The 22,043-nt window shown below is 52.5% G+C and carries 17 protein-coding genes and 2 rRNA genes; 15 read left to right on the top strand and 4 right to left on the bottom strand.

Annotated features, from left to right (window positions below; genetic code table 11):
• Positions 1-3: 3 nt before the first annotated feature.
• A complete protein-coding gene (locus tag GC56T3_RS15635; protein WP_013144996.1) occupies positions 4-1,671 on the bottom strand; it encodes an IS1634 family transposase in 1,668 nt (555 codons plus the stop codon).
• Between the two features lie 140 nt (positions 1,672-1,811).
• On the opposite strand from GC56T3_RS15635, the gene GC56T3_RS15630 reads away from it, so the two are divergent.
• The 4 genes from GC56T3_RS15630 (at position 1,812) to nikC (ending at position 6,351) form a co-directional block, all read left to right on the top strand.
• Positions 1,812-2,759, top strand: a complete 948-nt coding sequence (locus GC56T3_RS15630) for an ABC transporter ATP-binding protein (RefSeq protein ID WP_304411977.1) — start codon at positions 1,812-1,814, stop codon at positions 2,757-2,759.
• On the top strand, positions 2,756-4,360 hold the full coding sequence (locus GC56T3_RS15625; protein ID WP_013146308.1) for an ABC transporter substrate-binding protein: 1,605 nt from the start codon (positions 2,756-2,758) through the stop codon (positions 4,358-4,360). Before GC56T3_RS15630 ends, GC56T3_RS15625 begins: the two co-directional genes overlap by 4 nt.
• Positions 4,361-4,431: 71 nt before the next feature.
• On the top strand, positions 4,432-5,436 hold the full coding sequence (locus GC56T3_RS15620) for an ABC transporter permease (RefSeq protein WP_013146307.1): 1,005 nt from the start codon (positions 4,432-4,434) through the stop codon (positions 5,434-5,436).
• A 15-nt stretch (positions 5,437-5,451) separates the two neighbouring features.
• The gene (nikC, locus tag GC56T3_RS15615) at positions 5,452-6,351 is read left to right on the top strand and encodes a nickel transporter permease (protein ID WP_011229973.1); all 900 of its coding nucleotides are present in this window, start codon (positions 5,452-5,454) and stop codon (positions 6,349-6,351) included.
• A gap of 13 nt (positions 6,352-6,364) precedes the next feature.
• On the opposite strand, the gene GC56T3_RS15610 is transcribed toward nikC, so the two are convergent.
• Together GC56T3_RS15610 and GC56T3_RS15605 are read right to left on the bottom strand one after the other, a co-directional pair.
• Positions 6,365-7,444, bottom strand: a complete 1,080-nt coding sequence (locus GC56T3_RS15610) for an aromatic acid exporter family protein (protein WP_013146306.1) — start codon at positions 7,442-7,444, stop codon at positions 6,365-6,367.
• Between the two features lie 262 nt (positions 7,445-7,706).
• A complete protein-coding gene (locus tag GC56T3_RS15605; RefSeq protein ID WP_013146305.1) occupies positions 7,707-8,993 on the bottom strand; it encodes a glutamate-1-semialdehyde 2,1-aminomutase in 1,287 nt (428 codons plus the stop codon).
• Positions 8,994-9,150: 157 nt separating this feature from the next.
• Here GC56T3_RS15605 and GC56T3_RS19750 point away from each other — a divergent pair, with 157 nt between their 5' ends.
• From GC56T3_RS19750 to perR, 8 genes are all read left to right on the top strand, one after another.
• Positions 9,151-9,318 (top strand): hypothetical protein, encoded by a 168-nt coding sequence (locus GC56T3_RS19750; RefSeq protein ID WP_164834633.1) that lies wholly within the window; start codon positions 9,151-9,153, stop codon positions 9,316-9,318.
• A 69-nt stretch (positions 9,319-9,387) separates the two neighbouring features.
• Positions 9,388-10,392 (top strand): ATP-binding cassette domain-containing protein, encoded by a 1,005-nt coding sequence (locus tag GC56T3_RS15600; protein WP_013146304.1) that lies wholly within the window; start codon positions 9,388-9,390, stop codon positions 10,390-10,392.
• Positions 10,385-11,176, top strand: coding sequence for an ABC-2 family transporter protein (locus GC56T3_RS15595; protein WP_013146303.1), 792 nt, complete (start codon positions 10,385-10,387; stop codon positions 11,174-11,176). The genes GC56T3_RS15600 and GC56T3_RS15595 overlap by 8 nt, the downstream gene beginning before the upstream one ends.
• 3 nt (positions 11,177-11,179) lie before the next feature.
• Positions 11,180-11,965: an ABC transporter permease gene (locus GC56T3_RS15590; protein WP_013146302.1), complete on the top strand. Its 786-nt coding sequence runs from the start codon at positions 11,180-11,182 to the stop codon at positions 11,963-11,965.
• A gap of 145 nt (positions 11,966-12,110) precedes the next feature.
• Positions 12,111-13,064, top strand: a complete 954-nt coding sequence (locus tag GC56T3_RS15585; protein ID WP_013146301.1) for an L-lactate dehydrogenase — start codon at positions 12,111-12,113, stop codon at positions 13,062-13,064.
• Positions 13,065-13,233: 169 nt separating this feature from the next.
• Positions 13,234-13,638, top strand: a complete 405-nt coding sequence (locus GC56T3_RS15580; protein WP_013146300.1) for a potassium channel family protein — start codon at positions 13,234-13,236, stop codon at positions 13,636-13,638.
• 66 nt (positions 13,639-13,704) lie between these two features.
• Positions 13,705-14,181 carry a thioredoxin-dependent thiol peroxidase gene (gene bcp, locus GC56T3_RS15575; protein WP_013146299.1) on the top strand — a complete coding sequence of 159 codons (477 nt, stop codon included), beginning with the start codon at positions 13,705-13,707 and terminating at the stop codon, positions 14,179-14,181.
• A gap of 224 nt (positions 14,182-14,405) precedes the next feature.
• Positions 14,406-14,864 carry a peroxide-responsive transcriptional repressor PerR gene (gene perR, locus GC56T3_RS15570; protein ID WP_020279379.1) on the top strand — a complete coding sequence of 153 codons (459 nt, stop codon included), beginning with the start codon at positions 14,406-14,408 and terminating at the stop codon, positions 14,862-14,864.
• A gap of 25 nt (positions 14,865-14,889) precedes the next feature.
• Here perR and GC56T3_RS15565 read toward each other — a convergent pair whose 3' ends face one another.
• On the bottom strand, positions 14,890-15,243 hold the full coding sequence (locus GC56T3_RS15565) for a YgzB family protein (RefSeq protein WP_011229983.1): 354 nt from the start codon (positions 15,241-15,243) through the stop codon (positions 14,890-14,892).
• Between the two features lie 374 nt (positions 15,244-15,617).
• Between GC56T3_RS15565 and GC56T3_RS15555 the strand changes: the two genes are divergently transcribed.
• From GC56T3_RS15555 to GC56T3_RS15540, 3 genes are all read left to right on the top strand, one after another.
• Entirely contained in the window at positions 15,618-16,496 is an 879-nt protein-coding gene (locus GC56T3_RS15555; protein WP_013146298.1) for a nucleotidyltransferase-like protein, read from the top strand.
• Positions 16,497-17,053: 557 nt separating this feature from the next.
• Positions 17,054-18,611 (top strand): 16S ribosomal RNA (locus GC56T3_RS15550).
• 293 nt (positions 18,612-18,904) lie between these two features.
• Positions 18,905-21,833: ribosomal RNA gene (locus GC56T3_RS15540) — 23S ribosomal RNA — on the top strand.
• Together the 16S and 23S rRNA genes form the textbook arrangement of a ribosomal RNA operon.
• Positions 21,834-22,043 lie beyond the last annotated feature (210 nt).

Here is a 22,043-nt window from a genome sequence, read left to right as displayed (position 1 = left end):
TATCTAGGCGCGAGGATGGATGCCTAGGATCTTCGGAGGAGGCTCCAGCCCTAGAGCCGCAAAGAATTGAGCCTGTTTGGCCGTCAGTTCGGTTCGTTGATAAAGGTCGCCGTTTTTGGAAGAAAAATGTCCAAGCATAAGACGCTCACATTCATCCCTTACTTTCGGCCACGATTCATGGGTTCGGATCTCCACGATCCGAACTAACAAGAGAGCAAGCCAACTGAGTAGCACATGCGCCCGAATGCGGTCTTCCAAGCGATGATACATAGGTCGCAATTCCAATGTAGACTTCAATGTTCGGAAGGCCTGCTCAATATCCACCAGCTGCTTATACCCGATGGCGACATCTTCGGCAGACAAGGTGTCATCGGATGTCCGGATGAGATATTTGCCGTCGTACTTTTCCGCGTCACGAACCGCTTGCTTGTCGATGCGAAGGGTTCCGTCCTTCAACTGGCGCAAGTATTTTCCGTAGGACGGATGGGAACGCAACCGGCAGGTCGCCTTATGATGGGCTTCGTTTGGGAGTTGGCGAAGCCCTTCTAACTCCTCTTTCAGCGATTCGAGCAGCTTTTCTCGCTCCTTGCGTTGGCGTTCGGCTTCGCTGGGATTGTACACGAGAACATAGCGCTGACGCGCTTCTCCGTCGCCGACGATGATTTCTTTGATGTGCAAATTCTCGTCCACTTCATGATAACGTCCGCGACGGCTTAAGGCCTCTTCGACGGCGGCTTTGCCGGATCGCATTTTTTCGCCGACAATGTAGTGTCCCCCGGCCTGTTGCAAGATTCGCAAATTCTCTTCAGAGGAAAAGCCGCGGTCCATGACGCTGATCACACGTCCAAGCTTCCAGCCAATCAAGTCTTGTTTCACCTGTTTGATGACCGTCATGTCCATGGTATTGCCAGGCCATACCCAAGCGCGAATCGGGATTCCTTCCCGGGTGACAGCCAGCCCAATGACGATTTGAACCAAGTCTGGGCGTTTGTCTTTCGAGAATCCTTGTTTTCGAAGCGATTCTCCTTCCGGTGTTTCAGAGGGATCCACTTCGAAGTACGACGAAGTCGTATCGAAGTAAATCAAGTCGACTTCCAAATTCAATAAATCGGCCACGGCATGGAACACTTGACGTTCCAATTCCGGCTGCACGGCCAGCAGTTCATCCATCGCCCGGTACAACTGGTGGCTGGCGGCTTGAGGAAGGTGAGGGATATACACGTCTTTCTCCACCCACTCCTCCATCGCCAACTTGCTTGACGGATGAAGGGCGCGATTGGCCACCATGGCAAAAATCAGCCGTTCCAGCGAAATCTGGTGATGTCGGGAGGTAAACAAGGAGTGGAGAATCTCTCCCAACCCCAGTTGTCTCCAGAGCTGATCCAAGAGCCAAACGCCGCCGAGGTGTTTGCATGACTGGAATTGAAAGTCATCGGAAGCTTCTCCTGTCAACGTTTCGACTTCCCAAGCCTGCTCAGGAGAAAGGAATCGCGAAATGCTTTTGGCCAGACGTTCCAAGACGGCGCGATCCACCTCGTCTTCGCGCCCGAACGAATAAATCACCTTCGCTTTCGCATATTTGGCCTTTGGATCCCATTCATTGTGAGCAAGCTGGAGATAAGCAACGGTTGTTCCATTCTTGTTTTTGCGTGTGACTCGTCGTATGTACATGCCTATATTATAACGTATAAACTTTATTTTTAAAAGAAAAATTAATAAATCGTGTGCCTATGAAATTCGGCGTTTTTTCTAGGATCCGCATCGTGAAATCCTTGATATTACAGCATTTTGACCATTTTCATTTGCCTAAAATGGCCTCAAAACTGTCGAACTCGGGTGTGACATTCACCGTGTACCGCGGTGAGACGCTTGGCATTGTCGGCGAGTCGGGCTGCGGCAAGTCGACGACGGGCCGAATGCTGCTGCGGCTCATTGAGCCGACAGACGGTTCGATTCTATTTGAAGGGAAGAATGTAACCGCTTTATCCAAAGTGGAGCTGCGTCGGTTGCGGCGCGATATGCAAATGATTTTCCAAGACCCGTTCGCTTCGCTGAACCCGCGCCATACAGTCGAAAAAATTTTGGAAGAGCCGCTTATTGTCCACGGCATTGGATCAAAAGAGGAACGGAAGCGGCGGGTGCGGGAGATGCTTGAGGTGGTCGGACTCGGTTTGTATCATGCCAAGCGCTATCCACATCAGTTCAGCGGCGGCCAGCGCCAGCGCATCGGCATTGCAAGGGCGCTGATGACCCGTCCGAAACTGATCATCGCCGATGAACCGGTGTCGGCGCTTGATGTCTCGATTCAGGCGCAAGTGCTCAATTTGCTCGAAGATTTGCAAAAGCAGTTTGGGCTTACATATATTTTCATTGCCCATGATTTAGGGGTCGTTCGTCATATCAGCGACCGGGTCGGCGTCATGTATTTGGGGCGAATGGTCGAATTGGCGGACAGCGAATCGTTGTATGAATCGCCGAAGCATCCGTATACGCAGGCGCTTTTGTCCGCTGTGCCGATTCCAGATCCTGATCATAAAACAGAACGACAGTTGCTCTCCGGCGATTTGCCGAGCCCAGCGAATCCGCCGCAAGGATGCGCCTTCCATACGCGTTGTGTATTCTGCATGGACATTTGCCGCGAGCGGCGTCCGGAGTGGCGAGAAGTGACCGATGGGCATTACGTTGCTTGCCATTTATACGAGCCAACAGGTGAGCAACGTGATGATAAACAAATGAAACACAAGGGGGAAACACGATGAGGAAAAAAACATGGTTTACGTGGCTTGCCATGATGCTGGCAGTCATGCTTGTTTTAGCTGGCTGCGGCAAGTCGAAGCAAACCGCAGGGGGTGGCAGTGACAAACCGTCGACCCAGGATACGCTGGTGTACGGGCGCGGCGGTGATTCGGTGTCGCTCGACCCGGCGACTGTGACGGATGGGGAGTCGCTGAAAGTAACGAAAAACATTTTTGATACGCTCCTTGATTACAACGACAACGATACGTCCGTCAAGCCGGCGTTGGCGACGGAATGGACGATTTCGAAGGATGGACTGACCTATACGTTTAAATTGCGCCAAGGTGTCAAGTTTCATGACGGGACAGAGTTTAACGCCGATGCAGTGGTCTTTAACTTCGAGCGTTGGGCGAACGGCAATGCCGACAAGTTTCCGTATTACGGATCGATGTTTGGCGGTTACAAGCAGGATGACAGCCATGTGATTAAAGAAGTAAAGGCGCTCGACAAGTACACGGTGCAATTTGTGCTGAAACGGCCGCAAGCTCCATTTTTGAAAAATCTCGCCATGACGCCGTTTGCCATCGCCAGCCCAGAAGCCGTGAAAAAATACGGCGACAAGTTTGGTGAACACCCAGTCGGGACCGGCCCGTTCGTCTTTAAAGAATGGAAGCGCAACGAACGGATCGTACTTGAAAAAAATAAAGACTATTGGGAAAAAGGCTATCCAAAGCTGAACCAGCTCATCTTCGTGTCCATTCCGGACAACTCGGCGCGTCTCAATGCGCTCTTAAAAGGCGAAATCGACATCATGGAAGACTTGAATCCGACGGACTTAAAACAAGTGGAAGGAAACAAAGAGTTTCAAATTTTCAAGCGCCCGTCGATGAACGTCGCCTATGTCGGACTGACGGCGACGAGAGGGCCGCTGAAAAACAAGTTGGTTCGCCAAGCGTTGAACTACGCGGTTGATAAGAAAGCGATCATCGATGCGTTTTACGCCGGCCAGGCGGAACCGGCGAAAAACCCGATGCCGCCCAGCATCCCGGGATACAACGATGCGATTCAAGACTATCCGTTTGATTTGAATAAAGCGAAAGAGCTGCTGGCGAAAGCGGGTTATCCGAATGGCTTTGAAATCGAACTGTGGGCGATGCCGGTGCCGCGTCCGTATATGCCGGACGGGCAAAAAATCGCTGAGGCCATTCAAGCGAATTTTGCCAAAATCGGCGTGAAAGCGAAAATCGTGACGTATGAATGGGCGACCTATTTAGACAAGCTCGCCAAAGGGGAAGCGGACGCCTTCCTGCTCGGCTGGACGGGCGACAACGGCGACGCGGATAACTTCTTGTATGCGCTCCTTGACAAAGACAGCATTGGCAGCAACAACTACACCTATTTCTCGAATGATGAGCTGCATAAAATTTTGGTCGAAGCGCAAACGGTGAGCGATGAAAACAAACGGAACGAGCTGTATAAAAAAGCGCAAGAGATCATTAAAGAAGAAGCGCCATGGATTCCGCTCGTCCATTCAACTCCGCTGTTGGCCGGCAAGGCGAATATCCAAGGCTTTAACCCGCACCCGACCGGTTCGGATAAGTTTACGAAAGTCGAGTTTAAATAATTCGACTGAGAGAGGGGAAGGAGCGCATCTTCCCCTCTTTGTTTGCCGCATGTTAAGGGAGGGAGAGTCAGGTGCTGTCGTATGTTGTGAGAAGGGTGCTGATGGTGATCCCGGTGTTGTTTGGCATGTCGCTTGTCGTCTTTTTTATGATCCGAGCCATTCCAGGCAACCCGGCGCAAGTCATTTTAGGGCAAAAAGCGACGAAAGAGGCTGTAGCGGCTTTGACCCATAAGCTGGGGTTGGATCAGCCGTGGTATGTGCAGTATGTCAAATACATCGGCGGCTTGCTGCACGGCGACTTAGGCGAGTCGATCCGCACCGGCGCCCCCATCGCCGCAGAAATTTGGCCGTATTTAGCGGCCACGATTGAACTGTCGCTGGCGGCGATGCTGATTGCGGTGATCATTGGCGTGAACGCCGGCATTATTAGCGCTTGGTTTCAAAATTCATGGTTTGATTATATTGCGATGGTGTTGGCATTGATTGGTGTTTCCATGCCGATCTTTTGGCTTGGCTTAATGGAGCAGTGGCTGTTTTCGATTGAACTTGATTGGCTGCCGACGTCCGGTCGCGAGGACGTACGCAACCCTGTTGAGCCGATCACTCATCTTTATCTGATCGATACCCTTCTGTCTGGGAACACCGATCAGTTTTGGCAAGTGGTGCAGCATCTTGTCTTGCCGAGCATGGCGCTGGCGACGATCCCAATGGCGATTATCGCCCGCATGACGCGTTCGAGCATGTTGGAAGTGATGAAATCGGACTACATTCGCACCGCTCGAGCGAAAGGGTTAAGCATGTTTTGGGTCGTGTACAAACATTCGTTGAAAAACGCCATTATTCCCGTGTTGACGGTCATTGGGCTGCAAACAGGGCTGCTGCTTGGCGGTGCGATTTTGACGGAAACCATTTTTAGTTGGCCCGGCATCGGACGCTATATTTATGATGCAATCGGGTATCGGGATTATCCGGTGATCCAATCGGGCATTTTGATCATTGCCACCATTTTTATTTTTATTAATTTGATCGTTGATTTACTTTATGCGATCATTGATCCGCGCATTAAGTACAATTAAGGAGGGAGGGCGCCTATGGCTGAACTAGCGCGCACGCCGGCAACACCGCCGGCGGCGATTAGGGAGACGGAATCGGTTTCTTTATGGAAAGAAGCATGGCGGCGGTTTCGAAAAAATAAAATCGCCTTGGTCGGCGCTGGGATCGTTTTGTTTTTTATCCTTGTCGCCATCTTGGCGCCGTGGCTGGCACCGTATGATTATAAAGACCAACAGTTGGCCGAGCGGTTGCAGCCGCCTTCTAGCGAGCATTGGTTCGGCACCGATGATTTCGGCCGCGACATTTTTTCCCGCGTGATATATGGAGCCCGCATTTCCCTGTGGGTCGGATTTTTTTCCGTGCTCGGCTCGGTCATGGTTGGTTCGCTGCTTGGCATTATCGCCGGCTACTATGGGCGCTGGATTGATGGGGTGATTTCGCGTTTGTTTGACATTATGCTGGCGTTTCCGAGCATTTTATTGGCGATCGGCATCGTCGCTGTGCTCGGGCCGTCTTTGCAAAACGCCCTCATCGCCATCGCTGTCATTAATGTACCGAACTTTGGGCGGCTCATCCGTTCTCGCGTGCTAAGCATTAAGCAAGAAGAATACATTATGGCAGCGAAAGCGATCGGCATGAGCGACTGGCGCATTTTAATCCATCATATTTTGCCCAACAGCCTCGCGCCGATTATCGTTCAAGGGACACTGGCGATCGCCACGGCCATTATCGAAGCGGCCGCACTTGGCTTTTTAGGCTTGGGGGCGCAGCCGCCCAATCCGGAATGGGGGAAAATGCTATCGGACGCCAAAGATTTCTTGACTCAGGCGCCGTGGACGATGATTTTCCCTGGATTGGCGATCATGCTGACGGTGCTTGGCTTTAACTTAATGGGCGACGGGCTGCGCGATGCGCTTGACCCACGGATGAAAAATTGAAGCAGGCGGTCCGCTACGAGCGGCCGCCTGCTGACTTTTCCAGCTCTTTTTCCAGCGTGTCATCGTAATGGTAATGATGGTAACTGTCAATCAGTTTATCTAAATGTTCAAGGCGATCCCCATAATCCATGATCGCTCCGATTAAAGAAAACAACCGATAATCGCCCGGCGGCTGGCCGTCCGCATAAAAGGCGGAAGTGAGCCGCTCGCGCTGATGATGAATTTCCTCGGCCCGTCTGCTGTGAGGGAGCGGCTTTGCCTTATGGATAAATTTCAGTAACAGTTGCTCATGGTAGTCAAGCAAGCAGCCAAGGTGCAGGCAGACGGCTTGACGAAGCTCGGCGGGCAAGCGGCTGAACTCGTTTTCGAGCCGGTGCAGCCATTTTAAGACAGATAAAGCCCGATCGGCCGCTGCTATCATTTGCCGGTACAACACGAGTTTGCGAGATTTTTGGAAGCGTTGGCGTCGAAAATATGTGCGTTCTTCTTTGTACATAAAATATAGATGCTCGAGTTTGGTCATTTCTTCGTGTCGTGCTTCAATTTCTTCCTTCAAATGGTGATGGTCGGCTGCTTGCTGTTTATGCAGGCGGATCCATTTTAAAATGGCCTCTGTTTCTTCGCTGATTTTTTCATATACCTTTTTTTCGTATTTCGGCGGCAAGAAAATCAAGTTGACGACAAAGGCGGCGAAAATACCGAGCATCATCGTTAAAAAGCGAATGGCCGCAAATTCAATGAACTGGCGGTCTGTATATTCCATAATGGCAATGACTGTGACAAGCGCTACGGAAATCGTCGATGATTCAAGGCGCATTTTCAGGCAAAGGGCGATGACGATCATCAGCGTCAAACCGACGACCAACGGATCGCGCCCAAGAATGAAAACCGCCGCGATCGCGAACAAGGCGCCGATCACATTCGCTTGCACTTGCTCGATCAGCGATAAATAGGAGCGGTAAATGGTCGGCTGCATGGCGAACACAGCGGAAATGCCGGCGAATGACGGCGATGGAAACTGGAAGAGCGTTGCTAAGAACAAGGCGAGCGCCACTGCGATCCCCGTTTTGAAAATGCGGGCACCGAGTTTCATCTATGATCAAAACTCTCCTTTTTGTTTTGGTGAACCATTCAGTACTATACACAGTTTCATCCTATGTGCGCAAGGAAAAAATATAACGCCCCGCCGATGAAGGAGGAGCGTTGGAAAATTTCGAAGGCCGGTGATTTACTAGGGCAACAGCTTCCTGGAATCGCTTCTCAAGTAGAAAAACTTTGTAGCATCAGCCCCTATTTTCACACGTTCACCCATCGATCAAGGCAAACAGCGGTTTTTCACCGGCCTTTTCGAGTGTTCAAAGCTGCCGGAACGCCTTGCCGACCGCGTCGATCGTGTAGGCGATGTCGTCTTCCGTATGGGCGAGGGTGATAAACCATGCTTCGTATTTCGACGGCGCGAGATTGATCCCTTGTTTGAGCATGAGCTTGAAAAATTTCGCAAACAACTCGCCGTCGCTGCGCTGGGCTTGCTTGTAGTTTTCCACTTTTTCGTCAGTGAAGAAGACGGTGAGCGCGCCTTTTAAGCGGTTGACGGTCACCGGCAGGCCGCATTGGCGAGCATGGGCAAGGATGCCTTCTTCCAGCATTGCTCCCAATCGGTCGAGATGCTCATAGACGCCCTCTTGTTTCAACACTTCAAGGCAGGCGATGCCAGCGAGCATCGACGCCGGGTTGCCGGCCATCGTCCCGGCCTGGTACGCTGGTCCGAGCGGAGCGACTTGTTCCATAATGTCTTGGCGTCCACCGTACGCCCCGATCGGCAAGCCTCCGCCGATGATTTTCCCCATCGCCGTCAAGTCGGGCTCCACACCGAGCAAGTTTTGCGCTCCGCCGTACATAAAGCGGAAGGCGGTGATCACTTCGTCGTAAATGACGAGCGCCCCTTCCTTGTGGGCAATCTCATTGATCGCTTCTAAAAAGCCCGGTTTTGGCAGGACGATGCCGAAGTTGCCGACGATCGGCTCGACGAGGACCGCTGCGACTTGCTCGCCCCAAACGTTCATCGCTTCGCGGAACGATTCGACATCGTTGTATGGCACGGTAATGACTTCTTGGGCGATGCTCGGCGGCACGCCGGCTGAGTCCGGCGTCCCCAACGTCGATGGCCCCGAGCCGGCGGCGACGAGCACAAGGTCCGAATGGCCATGGTAGCAGCCTTCGAATTTGACGATTTTGCTTCGTCCGGTGTAGGCGCGGGCGACGCGGATCGTGGTCATCACCGCCTCTGTTCCCGAGTTGACAAACCGCACTTTCTCGAGCGACGGGATCGCCTCTTTTAACATTTTGGCAAACGTGATCTCATGCGGCGTTGGCGTGCCGTACAACACACCGGTCTCGGCGGCGCGGCGGATGGCTTCCGCGATGTGTGGATGGGCGTGCCCGGCGATGATCGGTCCGTAGGCGGCCAAGTAGTCGATGTACTTGTTTCCATCCACATCCCAAAAGTAGGCTCCTTGCGCCCGCTCCATCACGACTGGCGCACCGCCGCCGACCGCTTTGTATGAGCGGGACGGGCTGTTCACTCCACCAACAATGTGCTGGAGCGCTTCTTCATATAATTGTTCTGATTTGGTCCACTGCATTGTTTGATCCTCCTGTTTCCGCTGACTGCCTCTTTATATAGTAAACCGAGAAGACTCAAACTTCAATGCTATAGGTGTAAAGCGGGAGACGGATCGGTTTCTCCCATCATTGACGTGCCGATTCGAAAAAATCCGACAGGAAATCGTTTGTTTCCGTATGGGCGGAACTGACATCCAACTGTTGCCGACGGTCGATCGGCGAGTGGGCATTGATTTAGGACAAAAGCATTTTGCCGTTCTTTCCAAATCGGCGGCGGCGCCTAACGCAATGGCGTCAACAGACTGGAAAACAAAAAAGATGAAAATGGCGGCGATTCATGTATAATGCAACATAGGGAGAAGGGCGCAAGCCGCCTTTTTCATTTGACGCCAAGGAGAGGTCAGGAGGAGAACGATGAACGCGATTGAAGTAGAACATTTGCGCAAAGAATTTAAAGTGCACAAAAGCCGCTCCGGCCTTGTCGGAGCGTTTCGCGATTTATGGACGCGCCGTTATACGCTCGTTCGAGCGGTTGATGACATTTCGTTTGCTGTTAAGCAAGGGGAAATCGTCGGCTATATCGGCGAAAACGGCGCCGGCAAATCCACGACGATCAAAATGTTGACCGGCATTTTAACGCCAACGTCTGGGCGCATTGTCGTCAACGGGATGAATCCCCATAAAGAGCGGGAAAAATTCGTGCGCACGATCGGCGTCGTGTTCGGCCAGCGTTCGCAATTATGGTGGGACATCGCTGTTCAAGAGTCGTTCCGGCTGTTGAAAAAAGTGTACTGCGTCTCGGACGAGCAATATCGCCGCCATATGGCCGAGGTGATTGACATGCTTGAGATCGGCCCGCTGCTTGATAAGCCGGTGCGCAAGCTGTCGCTTGGCCAGCGGATGCGCTGTGAGCTTGCCGCCGCGCTCATTCACAACCCGCCGCTATTGTTTTTGGATGAACCGACGATCGGCCTTGATGTGCTTGTCAAACTCAACATCCGCCAGTTTTTAAAGCAATTGAATGAACGGTATGGCACGACGATCCTGCTGACGACGCACGATATGTCAGACATTGAAGCGCTTTGCGAGCGGGTCATTATGCTCGATGAAGGGAAAATCATTTACGACGGGTCGCTTGAGCGCCTGAAAGAAAGATGGGGGCAAGGAAAACGGGTCGCCTTTACGTTCGCCGAAGCGGTGACGGCCGCTTTTTTGCAGCAGTTGACTGAAGGATTGGAGGTTGTTTGGAAAAAAGGTGAACAGCCAAACGTTTGGGTCTCGCACGTCCCATCAGGAGGCGTGCCGGAAGTTGTCAGTCGCGTCGCTGCCCGTTGTGCGTTAAACGACATCCATATTCACGAAGTGCCGACGGAGGAGATCATCCGCAATATTTATGAGGAAGGTGCGGTTCATGGGTAAGTATGTCGAAATGGTCCGCATCCGCTTTTTAATGATGCTCGCCTACCGGACAAACTATTACACTGGCATTTTGATTTACGCCATTAACATCGCAGCGTATTACTTCCTTTGGTCGGCTATTTATGGCGGTAAATCATCGATGCAAGGGATGTCGCTTGGGCAAATGACGACGTATGTCGCCATTTCCTGGCTGGCGCGGGCGTTTTATTTTAACAACCTTGACCGTGAAATCGCCATGGAAATCCGCGATGGAAAAGTAGCGATTGAACTGATCCGCCCGTACAGCTATTTAGGGATGAAAGCTGTGCAAGGGCTTGGCGAAGGGTTGTTTCGCCTTTTCTTTTTATCGCTGCCTGGGCTTTTGGTCGTATCGCTTTTTTTGCCGCTTCAGTTTCCGGGACACGCCAAAACGTGGCTCGCTTTTGGCTTGTCGCTTCTATTCAGCTTTATCATTTTTTCGGAGCTGAACTTGCTTGCGGGGGTTGTGACGTTTTTTACGTTCCGAAATGAAGGGTTGCTTAGGGCGAAACGGTTTATTATCGATCTATTTTCCGGTCTTATTTTGCCTTTGTCGTTTTACCCGGATTGGGCGCAGCAGCTCATGGCGTATATGCCATTTCAAGCCATTAGCTATATTCCAAGCATGATCATTACGGAAAGCTTCCAAGGCGCCGCTGTAAGCGATGGATTGTTCACGCAGGCGGCGTGGTGCGTGCTGTTATTGTTTCCGATCGCGCTGCTATGGCGGGTGGCGAAAAAGCGGCTTGTTGTGCAAGGGGGGTAGACATTGTTTTACGTATCTGTTTTTTTTCAATATATGGCCCAGTACATGAAGACAAAATTGCAATACCGCACTGATTTGCTCATTGAATGGTTGTCCGACTTAATGGCGCAGGCGGTGAACTTAGTGTTCTTGCTTGTCGTGTTCGGCCATACGACACTGCTTCACGGCTGGTCGCGCGATGAGATTTTGTTTATTTACGGTTTTTTTCTTGTTCCGTATGCCGTATTTGGCGCCTTTTTTAACCTTTGGGATTTTAATGAACGATATATTGTGCAGGGGGAAATGGATCGCGTGTTGACGCGCCCGCTAAACAGCCTGTTTCAAATTGTTTTGGAGCGGATGGAGCTCGAATCGTTGCTTGGCGCTGTGCCCGGGCTGATCATTATGCTGTATGCCGGCAGCCGCTTGTCTCTTTCATTTCATTGGTATGATGTCTTCGTGTTTATTTTGTTTGTCATTGGCGGTGCATTGATTTATGCCGGCATTTTCATTTCATTGGCGACGATCAGTTTTTTTGCCGACGCCCGCACATCCATCATGCCGATGATGTACAACATCAGCAGCTATGGCCGCTATCCGATCGATATTTATCATCGCGTCATCCGCTATATTTTAACGTGGGTGCTGCCGTTTGCCTTTGTCGGCGTTTATCCAGCTGCTTATTTTCTTGATAAAAAGGAATGGTACAGTTATGCCTTTTTCACCCCAGTGGTCGGCATGGTTTGCTTCACCGTTTCGGTCATGCTTTGGAACGCCGGGGTGAGGCGATATCGCGGGACGGGGAGCTAGGCGCCCCGCCCGTTTTTGTTCATTTGCCATCAAAATGACAAACAATGGTCAAGCAATCGACACAACCTTGTCTGTATCGTTAGCATGTTATGGCGTAAAATAAAATGTGAATATATTCACAAAAAGGAAGAAGAGGTGAATAGTGATGAAAAACGGGAGAGGAAATCGGGTAGCGGTCGTCGGCACCGGGTTTGTCGGCGCCAGTTATGCGTTTGCCTTAATGAATCAAGGGATTGCCGATGAGATCGTGCTCATCGATGCAAATGAAAACAAGGCTGAGGGCGATGCGATGGACTTAAACCATGGGAAAGTATTTGCGCCGAAGCCGGCTGACATTTGGCACGGCGATTACGATGATTGCCGCGATGCCGATTTGGTTGTCATTTGCGCCGGCGCCAACCAAAAACCGGGCGAGACGCGGCTTGATCTTGTGGACAAAAACATTGCCATTTTCCGCTCGATCGTTGAGTCGGTCATGGCATCCGGATTTCAAGGACTGTTTCTCGTCGCCACCAATCCGGTCGACATTTTAACGTACGCGACGTGGAAATTCAGCGGCCTGCCGCAAGAGCGAGTAATCGGATCGGGCACGATTTTGGACACGGCGCGGTTCCGCTTTTTGTTGGGCGACTATTTCGCCGTCGCCCCGACGAACGTGCACGCCTATATTATCGGCGAACATGGCGACACTGAACTCCCGGTCTGGAGCCAGGCTGATATCGGCGGCGTGCCGATCCGCAAGCTGGTCGAGTCCAAAGGGGAAGAAGCGCAAAAAGAGCTCGAGCGCATTTTTGTCAATGTGCGCGATGCCGCCTACCAAATTATTGAGAAAAAAGGAGCGACGTACTACGGGATTGCTATGGGGCTTGCCCGCGTGACGCGCGCCATTTTGCATCATGAAAATGCCATTTTGACCGTTTCCGCTTACTTGGACGGCCCATACGGCGAACGCGATGTCTACATCGGTGTGCCTGCTGTGATCAACCGAAATGGCATCCGCGAAGTGATTGAAATTGAACTTGACGAGGAGGAGAAAAAATGGTTCCACCGTAGTGCTGCGACGTTAAAAGGTGTATTGGCGCGCTATTTTGCTCAGTAAAGCGCAACGATTGGCTTCGTCTGACGGGACGCTGGCTTGTCAAATGGGTCGGGCGATCCGGTGGAATACAGGAGTGCTGCCGATTCAAGCAGGGTTCGGAGGGTCATGCGGTATAATCGCCCGGTTGTCCGCGTATATATGAACGACGGACAAAAATGGGGGGAACGTGATGGATTACGCCTTCCTTGGCGTTGTTGCCGCCGTACTGCTCGGCAGCATCACCTCGCTTTGGACAGTGCGCGTGCAAGCGACGCATCGCATGTCACTCGATAGCTTATGGGTTCTCGTCCAATGGTATTTAACGATGTTGCTCGGTTTTGCCATGATTTATATGATTTTGCAAGTAAATGGCCATGCCGTGTTTACCCCATCCCCAAATAGCGCATCGAAAGATCGTTTGTCGCTGCTTGAAGACAGCTTGTATTTAAGCGGTATGACGCTTTTGTCGGTCGGATACGGTGATGTCACTCCGATCGGCGTCGGGCGGTGGATCGCCATTGCCGAAGCGCTGCTCGGCTACATTATGCCCGCTGTCATCGTGACGCGCACCGTGTTTGACTGGGATCATCGCTGATATGAGTTGCAATTTCCCTTCGTCTTCGCTACGCTAAAAGAAAATGAAGAAGACGGGGGGAACGACATGACGATTGCCATTGGCCAGCCAGCTCCAGATTTCACCTTGCCGGCAAGCAATGGGAAAATGGTTTCGCTGTCTGATTTTCGCGGCCGGTATGTGGTGCTTTACTTTTATCCAAAAGACATGACCCCGGGGTGCACAGCCGAAGCGTGCGACTTTCGCGATCGCCATGCGCAGTTCGCCGAGTTGAACGCCGTCATTTTAGGAGTGAGCACCGACCCGATGAAGCGGCATGAGGCGTTTATCGAAAAATATGAGTTGCCATTTTTGCTTCTTTCTGATGAGCGGCATGAAGTGGCCGAGCTGTATGGGGTATGGAAGAAAAAGAAAAATTTCGGCAAGGAATATATGGGTATTGATCGCTCGACATTCATTATCGCCCCCGACGGAACGTTGGTTCAAGAATGGCGCGGGGTGAAAGTGAAGGGGCATGTCGATGAGGCGCTTGCGGAAGTCGCCCGACTAGCGTCATCTAGGTAAGCGTCCAGACAATGTACATCGTTTTGCGTATGATACATAGTAACCTCCTCAAATGAATGACATAAGAGGCGGAAACAATTTCCGCCTCCTTTTTTTGTTAAAATGGCGTCTGAGCCCATATATTAATGGCATCTATATTGACAAATGGCATGTATTCTTTGTAGACTAATTATAAATATTATAAAGTGATAATTTTTTTCACCTTTGAACAGAGAGTGAGGTGCATGACGGTGTCTGACAACGAGCAACTGAAGGAAGCGCTTGACATGCTGAAAAAGACTGGCATACGCATCACGCCGCAGCGTCATGCGATATTGGAGTATTTGATCAGCTCGATGTCCCATCCGACGGCTGATGAAATATACAAAGCGCTGGAAGGGAAATTCCCAAACATGAGCGTCGCTACCGTCTACAATAACTTGCGCGTCTTTAAGGAAATCGGGCTTGTCAAAGAGCTGACGTACGGCGATTCGTCAAGCCGGTTTGACTTCGTCACTTCCAATCATTATCACGTCATCTGTGAAGAGTGCGGCAAAATTGTCGATTTCCACTATCCAGCGCTTGATGAAGTCGAGCAGCTTGCCGCTCACGTCACCGGCTTTAAGGTCGACCATCATCGCATGGAAGTGTACGGAGTCTGCCCTGACTGTCAAAAAAGCGGGGCGCCGGCGCATTCGCATTAAAAAAGCTGATAGCACAAGGCGGCTATCAGCTTTTTCTTTTTTTGTTGTACTTTTCGTCAAACTCTTTTCCTTCCAGTTCGCGGTCTAACGTCAACGGTTCACGGCAAAACATGCATAAATCGACGCGTCCGAGCATTTTTGTCACTTTGCCGCACGACGGGCAAACAACTTGGACGGCTCTCGTCGAGAGTGTGCCGATCCAAAAATACACAATGCCACTGGCGACAAGAAACAACATCCCAAACAACATAAACAACGTCATGATGACCGGGGACGTACGAAAAAACAGCCCAAGATACATGACAATGACACCGATAAAAATCAAGCTTAAGGCGAAAGTGCGAATTTTGTTGATTTTGCTCGAATATTTGATGCTCATCACAGTCCCTCCTACATAGACCACTATACCATAAAACGGGGTCCCATCGCGAAGAAGAAATCAACAAAATCGACGTTTTAAAGAAAGGAATTCCTCGTTTTTTGTCGAATAACGAATGACGGCAACAAACGACAGCTTCATGGATGCAAGCATTCTGGTCTTTCTGAAATGAAACAAGCGTTGACAGCATTGTTTGAACATCTGCACAAACGCAATGTGATGATTGATGACGGTGGAAGGGAGGAAAAAACGTTGCAGAAAAAACAGCCGGCTCAAAATGGGAACGTATGGTTGTCTGTCAATCGATATGTTGGGATATCTGAGGGATTTGTCCGCCGGATATCGCGGCCGGCTTTCTGCAACGGACGCGAGGTATGAAAGAATTGCTGCATCCCATCTATCACGAATGGGCAAACCGCTGCAACACGCACGGAATTTTAATGATTGAAAAAACGGCTTGCCATGCAGCAACAACGGATACGTTTGATGTCGTGCTGCTCGTCATTGTCGACCCGCAAAGCGAGCCTATGCTTCTCAGACAGTATTCACTAAACGAGAAAAAGGCGGTGCTTTATGCAGTCAGTGAACGGCAGTTAAATGAATGGCTTGTTCTCGGGTCACATCGAAAGGCGGTCGACTGGGTGTTCAACGGAAAGGTCGTGTTTGACCGAAACGGCTATGTTCAGCAGTTGCGCCAGCGCCTTGAGCAATTCCCGCCTAAAGAACGGCGATTGAAAATGGGACTCGAGTTTGCCAAACTGATCCGCCGCTATACAGGTGGCAAGGCGCTGTTTGCCGCCAAGCATTGGCTCGACTCATACAACCATATGGTGCAAGCCCTCCATCATTTGGCGCGATTGACCGTGATCGAGCACGGACTTTACCCGGAAGTGACCGTATGGAATCAAGTCAAGCGAATGGATGGAAGGATTTATAAACTGTATGAAGAACTCGTCGGAAGTGAAGAACCGCTTCCGAAACGGCTGGAACTTTTGTTGCTGGCCAGTGAATTTTTGATTCATTCTTACGTAGAATCAGGTTCCTCTCATTTATGCGAAGCGCTGAAAGAAAAAAATGGTGCTTGGAGCATTGAGGAAATGACCGGTCATCCGCAGTTTGCGCCTTACTCGGTTGATCTTGTCATCATGCTTGAGTATCTTGTCGAAAGGAAAGTGCTAACCGTCGTGGAAATGCCGACAAAAGGAAATACAATGTTCGAACGGTATTACACATTGCAAAAAAAAGAATTTTGACGGTCCCCTTCCGCTGATCCTAAAAAGTGGAAGGGAGCCGGTGAGAGGATGGATGCTATTAGGAATTTCATTGTGTTTATACAAATGTCAGTTGCCAAGATCATTGAAGGAAGGAGGCAACCCGGCCGAAAAAAGCTCTTGACTTCCTTGTCGAACGATGATATATTTTAAATCGCTGCCGCGGCGGGAAAATGTTGCGGAGCTGTATGAATAAAAGGCTGTTGACAACGAACAATAAAAATGCTATGATGTAAGGGTCGCTTTAGGAAGCGGAAAACACATTTGCGTTTGAGGGAGTCCAGAGGAGTTGGATTCCTCGGTGCAAGGTTGCAAAGGAGTAAGTCTAGGCAGCAACCTCGTTCCTTGAAAACTGGACGAAACGAAGCGCGACGAAAAGCGGAGGTCCGCGGGTCGCCGCGACGGGCAAATGTTCTTCACCCGCAGGGGTGCTTGCACCCCGAGGGGGAAGGTTATTTGATCCCGAGCGGCGGCGGACCGAAGCTGGACAATTCGAAAAGCTGAGGCCGCATTGGCCAAAGCAAAAGCCAATCAACTTTCTTTTGGAGAGTTTGATCCTGGCTCAGGACGAACGCTGGCGGCGTGCCTAATACATGCAAGTCGAGCGGACCAAATCGGAGCTTGCTCTGGTTTGGTCAGCGGCGGACGGGTGAGTAACACGTGGGCAACCTGCCCGCAAGACCGGGATAACTCCGGGAAACCGGAGCTAATACCGGATAACACCGAAGACCGCATGGTCTTTGGTTGAAAGGCGGCCTTTGGCTGTCACTTGCGGATGGGCCCGCGGCGCATTAGCTAGTTGGTGAGGTAACGGCTCACCAAGGCGACGATGCGTAGCCGGCCTGAGAGGGTGACCGGCCACACTGGGACTGAGACACGGCCCAGACTCCTACGGGAGGCAGCAGTAGGGAATCTTCCGCAATGGGCGAAAGCCTGACGGAGCGACGCCGCGTGAGCGAAGAAGGCCTTCGGGTCGTAAAGCTCTGTTGTGAGGGACGAAGGAGCGCCGTTCGAAGAGGGCGGCGCGGTGACGGTACCTCACGAGGAAGCCCCGGCTAACTACGTGCCAGCAGCCGCGGTAATACGTAGGGGGCGAGCGTTGTCCGGAATTATTGGGCGTAAAGCGCGCGCAGGCGGTCCCTTAAGTCTGATGTGAAAGCCCACGGCTCAACCGTGGAGGGTCATTGGAAACTGGGGGACTTGAGTGCAGGAGAGGAGAGCGGAATTCCACGTGTAGCGGTGAAATGCGTAGAGATGTGGAGGAACACCAGTGGCGAAGGCGGCTCTCTGGCCTGCAACTGACGCTGAGGCGCGAAAGCGTGGGGAGCAAACAGGATTAGATACCCTGGTAGTCCACGCCGTAAACGATGAGTGCTAAGTGTTAGAGGGGTCACACCCTTTAGTGCTGCAGCTAACGCGATAAGCACTCCGCCTGGGGAGTACGGCCGCAAGGCTGAAACTCAAAGGAATTGACGGGGGCCCGCACAAGCGGTGGAGCATGTGGTTTAATTCGAAGCAACGCGAAGAACCTTACCAGGTCTTGACATCCCCTGACAACCCAAGAGATTGGGCGTTCCCCCTTCGGGGGGACAGGGTGACAGGTGGTGCATGGTTGTCGTCAGCTCGTGTCGTGAGATGTTGGGTTAAGTCCCGCAACGAGCGCAACCCTCGCCTCTAGTTGCCAGCATTCAGTTGGGCACTCTAGAGGGACTGCCGGCGACAAGTCGGAGGAAGGTGGGGATGACGTCAAATCATCATGCCCCTTATGACCTGGGCTACACACGTGCTACAATGGGCGGTACAAAGGGCTGCGAACCCGCGAGGGGGAGCGAATCCCAAAAAGCCGCTCTCAGTTCGGATTGCAGGCTGCAACTCGCCTGCATGAAGCCGGAATCGCTAGTAATCGCGGATCAGCATGCCGCGGTGAATACGTTCCCGGGCCTTGTACACACCGCCCGTCACACCACGAGAGCTTGCAACACCCGAAGTCGGTGAGGCAACCCGCAAGGGAGCCAGCCGCCGAAGGTGGGGCAAGTGATTGGGGTGAAGTCGTAACAAGGTAGCCGTACCGGAAGGTGCGGCTGGATCACCTCCTTTCTAAGGAGAAAAGCGGAGGCGAGCGTTTCGCCGCGATGGGCAAATGTTCTTCGCCTGGAGGGATTTACAATCCCGAAGGCGAAGGTTATTTGACCCCGAGCGGCGGCGAGCCGGAGCTAGACAGGGAGAAAAGCGGAAGCGCCGCGATTGGCGGTGAGCTAACGTTAGACATCCTAAATGCGCTTCTGTTTCGTTCAGTTTTGAGGGAACGAGTCATGTTCTCTCAAGAACCAACTTCGTTCCTTGAAAACTAGATAACCGATTAACATAAGGAAGAAGCCGAGAGCGCAATAGGTTAAGCTAGAAAGGGCGCACGGTGGATGCCTTGGCACTAGGAGCCGATGAAGGACGGGGCAAACGCCGAAACGCTTCGGGGAGCTGTAAGCAAGCGTTGATCCGGAGATGTCCGAATGGGGGAACCCACTGTCCGTAATGGGGCAGTATCCATGCCTGAATCCATAGGGCATGGAGGGCACACCCGGGGAACTGAAACATCTTAGTACCCGGAGGAGAAGAAAGCAACCGCGATTCCCTGAGTAGCGGCGAGCGAAACGGGAACAGCCCAAACCAAGAGGCGTGTCCTCTTGGGGTTGTAGGACCGCTCACGATGGGAGTGAGAAAGGGACGGGGTAGACGAACCGGTCTGGAACGGCCGGCCAGAGAAGGTGAGAGCCCTGTAGTCGAAACTTCGTTCCCTCCCGAGCGGATCCTGAGTACGGCGGGACACGAGGAATCCCGTCGGAAGCAGGGAGGACCATCTCCCAAGGCTAAATACTCCCTAGTGACCGATAGTGCACCAGTACCGTGAGGGAAAGGTGAAAAGCACCCCGGGAGGGGAGTGAAAGAGAACCTGAAACCGTGTGCCTACAAGTAGTCAGAGCCCGTTGATGGGTGATGGCGTGCCTTTTGTAGAATGAACCGGCGAGTGACGATGGCGTGCGAGGTTAAGCCGAAGAGGCGGAGCCGCAGCGAAAGCGAGTCTGAACAGGGCGTCAAGTACGTCGTCGTCGACCCGAAACCAGGTGATCTACCCATGTCCAGGGTGAAGGCCGGGTAACACCGGCTGGAGGCCCGAACCCACGCACGTTGAAAAGTGCGGGGATGAGGTGTGGGTAGGGGTGAAATGCCAATCGAACTTGGAGATAGCTGGTTCTCCCCGAAATAGCTTTAGGGCTAGCCTCGGGTTTAGGAGTCTTGGAGGTAGAGCACTGATTGGGCTAGGGGCCCAAAACGGGTTACCGAACCCAGTCAAACTCCGAATGCCAATGACTTATGCCCGGGAGTCAGACCGCGAGTGATAAGATCCGTGGTCGAGAGGGGAACAGCCCAGACCGCCAGCTAAGGCCCCGAAGTGCACGTTCAGTGGAAAAGGATGTGGAGTTGCCGAGACAACCAGGATGTTGGCTTAGAAGCAGCCACCATTTAAAGAGTGCGTAATAGCTCACTGGTCGAGTGACTCTGCGCCGAAAATGTACCGGGGCTAAACGTGCCGCCGAAGCTGCGGGATGACCGTTGGTCATCGGTAGGGGAGCGTTCTAAGGGCAGAGAAGCCAGACCGGAAGGACTGGTGGAGCGCTTAGAAGTGAGAATGCCGGTATGAGTAGCGAAAACAGAGGTGAGAATCCTCTGCGCCGAAAGCCTAAGGGTTCCTGAGGAAGGTTCGTCCGCTCAGGGTTAGTCGGGACCTAAGCCGAGGCCGAAAGGCGTAGGTGATGGACAACAGGTGGAGATTCCTGTACCACCTTCTTCCCGTTTGAGCGATGGGGGGACGCAGGAGGATAGGGCGAGCAGGCGGCTGGAAGAGCCTGTCCAAGCCGCAAGGCTGATCCGCAGGCAAATCCGCGGATCATAAGGCCAAGCGGTGACGGCGACGGATGGATCCGGAAGTCCCCGATTTCACACTGCCAAGAAAAGCCTCTAGCGAGGGAAGAGGTGCCCGTACCGCAAACCGACACAGGTAGGCGAGGAGAGAATCCTAAGGCGCGCGGGAGAACTCTCGTTAAGGAACTCGGCAAAATGACCCCGTAACTTCGGGAGAAGGGGTGCTCTTTGGGGTGAAGAGCCCTGAAGAGCCGCAGTGAAAAGGCCCAAGCGACTGTTTATCAAAAACACAGGTCTCTGCGAAGCCGAAAGGCGACGTATAGGGGCTGACACCTGCCCGGTGCTGGAAGGTTAAGGGGAGCGCTTAGCGGAAGCGAAGGTGCGAACCGAAGCCCCAGTAAACGGCGGCCGTAACTATAACGGTCCTAAGGTAGCGAAATTCCTTGTCGGGTAAGTTCCGACCCGCACGAAAGGTGTAACGACTTGGGCGCTGTCTCAACGAGAGACCCGGTGAAATTATACTACCTGTGAAGATGCAGGTTACCCGCGACAGGACGGAAAGACCCCGTGGAGCTTTACTGCAGCCTGATATGGAATTTTGGTATCGCTTGTACAGGATAGGTGGGAGCCTGGGAAGCCGGAGCGCCAGCTTCGGTGGAGGCGGCGGTGGGATACCACCCTGGCGGTATTGAAATTCTAACCCGCACCCCTTAGCGGGGTGGGAGACAGTGTCAGGTGGGCAGTTTGACTGGGGCGGTCGCCTCCCAAAAGGTAACGGAGGCGCCCAAAGGTTCCCTCAGAATGGTTGGAAATCATTCGGAGAGTGCAAAGGCACAAGGGAGCTTGACTGCGAGACGGACAGGTCGAGCAGGGACGAAAGTCGGGCTTAGTGATCCGGTGGTTCCGCATGGAAGGGCCATCGCTCAACGGATAAAAGCTACCCCGGGGATAACAGGCTGATCTCCCCCAAGAGTCCACATCGACGGGGAGGTTTGGCACCTCGATGTCGGCTCATCGCATCCTGGGGCTGTAGTCGGTCCCAAGGGTTGGGCTGTTCGCCCATTAAAGCGGTACGCGAGCTGGGTTCAGAACGTCGTGAGACAGTTCGGTCCCTATCCGTCGCGGGCGGAGGAAATTTGAGAGGAGCTGTCCTTAGTACGAGAGGACCGGGATGGACGCACCGCTGGTGTACCAGTTGTCCCGCCAGGGGCACCGCTGGGTAGCTATGTGCGGACGGGATAAGCGCTGAAAGCATCTAAGCGTGAAGCCCCCCTCAAGATGAGATTTCCCACCGCGTTAGGCGGGTAAGATCCCTCGAAGATGACGAGGTCGATAGGTCCGAGGTGGAAGCGTGGCGACACGTGGAGCTGACGGATACTAATCGATCGAGGGCTTAACCTAGTGAGAAAAGTGAAAGCGCCGCGATTAGCTCTCGAAGCCAAATGTTCTTCACCCGCTGGGGTGCTTGCACCCCGAGGGGGAAGGTTATTTGGCAGAAGAGAGCTAGGCGCTGGAACTGGACAGCAAGAAAAGTGGAGGCCGCCCGCTTATCGGCGAGGTGCGCTGGAGGGCCTGCGAGCGGGCTTAGCCCGCCGCAGCAGGACCGAAGCG

This window comes from Geobacillus sp. C56-T3, assembly GCF_000092445.1.
In the GTDB taxonomy this organism is placed as follows: Bacteria; Bacillota; Bacilli; order Bacillales; family Anoxybacillaceae; genus Geobacillus; species Geobacillus thermoleovorans.
Note: the sequence above shows the minus strand (reverse complement) of the source record. Positions and strands in the feature narration are given on the sequence as shown.

Bases quoted from the DNA above. Each gene is read 5' to 3' on its own strand.
- GC56T3_RS15580 (WP_013146300.1), top strand. From the start codon at position 13,234: ATGGATTACGCCTTCCTTGGCGTTGTTGCCGCCGTACTGCTCGGCAGC.
- nikC (WP_011229973.1), top strand. From the start codon at position 5,452: ATGGCTGAACTAGCGCGCACGCCGGCAACACCGCCGGCGGCGATTAGG.
- GC56T3_RS15585 (WP_013146301.1), top strand. From the start codon at position 12,111: ATGAAAAACGGGAGAGGAAATCGGGTAGCGGTCGTCGGCACCGGGTTT.
- GC56T3_RS15625 (WP_013146308.1), top strand. From the start codon at position 2,756: ATGAGGAAAAAAACATGGTTTACGTGGCTTGCCATGATGCTGGCAGTC.
- GC56T3_RS15565 (WP_011229983.1), bottom strand. From the start codon at position 15,243: ATGAGCATCAAATATTCGAGCAAAATCAACAAAATTCGCACTTTCGCC.
- GC56T3_RS15630 (WP_304411977.1), top strand. From the start codon at position 1,812: ATGGCCTCAAAACTGTCGAACTCGGGTGTGACATTCACCGTGTACCGC.
- GC56T3_RS15595 (WP_013146303.1), top strand. From the start codon at position 10,385: ATGGGTAAGTATGTCGAAATGGTCCGCATCCGCTTTTTAATGATGCTC.
- bcp (WP_013146299.1), top strand. From the start codon at position 13,705: ATGACGATTGCCATTGGCCAGCCAGCTCCAGATTTCACCTTGCCGGCA.
- GC56T3_RS15635 (WP_013144996.1), bottom strand. From the start codon at position 1,671: ATGTACATACGACGAGTCACACGCAAAAACAAGAATGGAACAACCGTT.
- GC56T3_RS15555 (WP_013146298.1), top strand. From the start codon at position 15,618: ATGAAAGAATTGCTGCATCCCATCTATCACGAATGGGCAAACCGCTGC.
- GC56T3_RS15600 (WP_013146304.1), top strand. From the start codon at position 9,388: ATGAACGCGATTGAAGTAGAACATTTGCGCAAAGAATTTAAAGTGCAC.
- GC56T3_RS15605 (WP_013146305.1), bottom strand. From the start codon at position 8,993: ATGCAGTGGACCAAATCAGAACAATTATATGAAGAAGCGCTCCAGCAC.
- GC56T3_RS19750 (WP_164834633.1), top strand. From the start codon at position 9,151: ATGGGCGGAACTGACATCCAACTGTTGCCGACGGTCGATCGGCGAGTG.
- perR (WP_020279379.1), top strand. From the start codon at position 14,406: ATGACGGTGTCTGACAACGAGCAACTGAAGGAAGCGCTTGACATGCTG.
- GC56T3_RS15610 (WP_013146306.1), bottom strand. From the start codon at position 7,444: ATGAAACTCGGTGCCCGCATTTTCAAAACGGGGATCGCAGTGGCGCTC.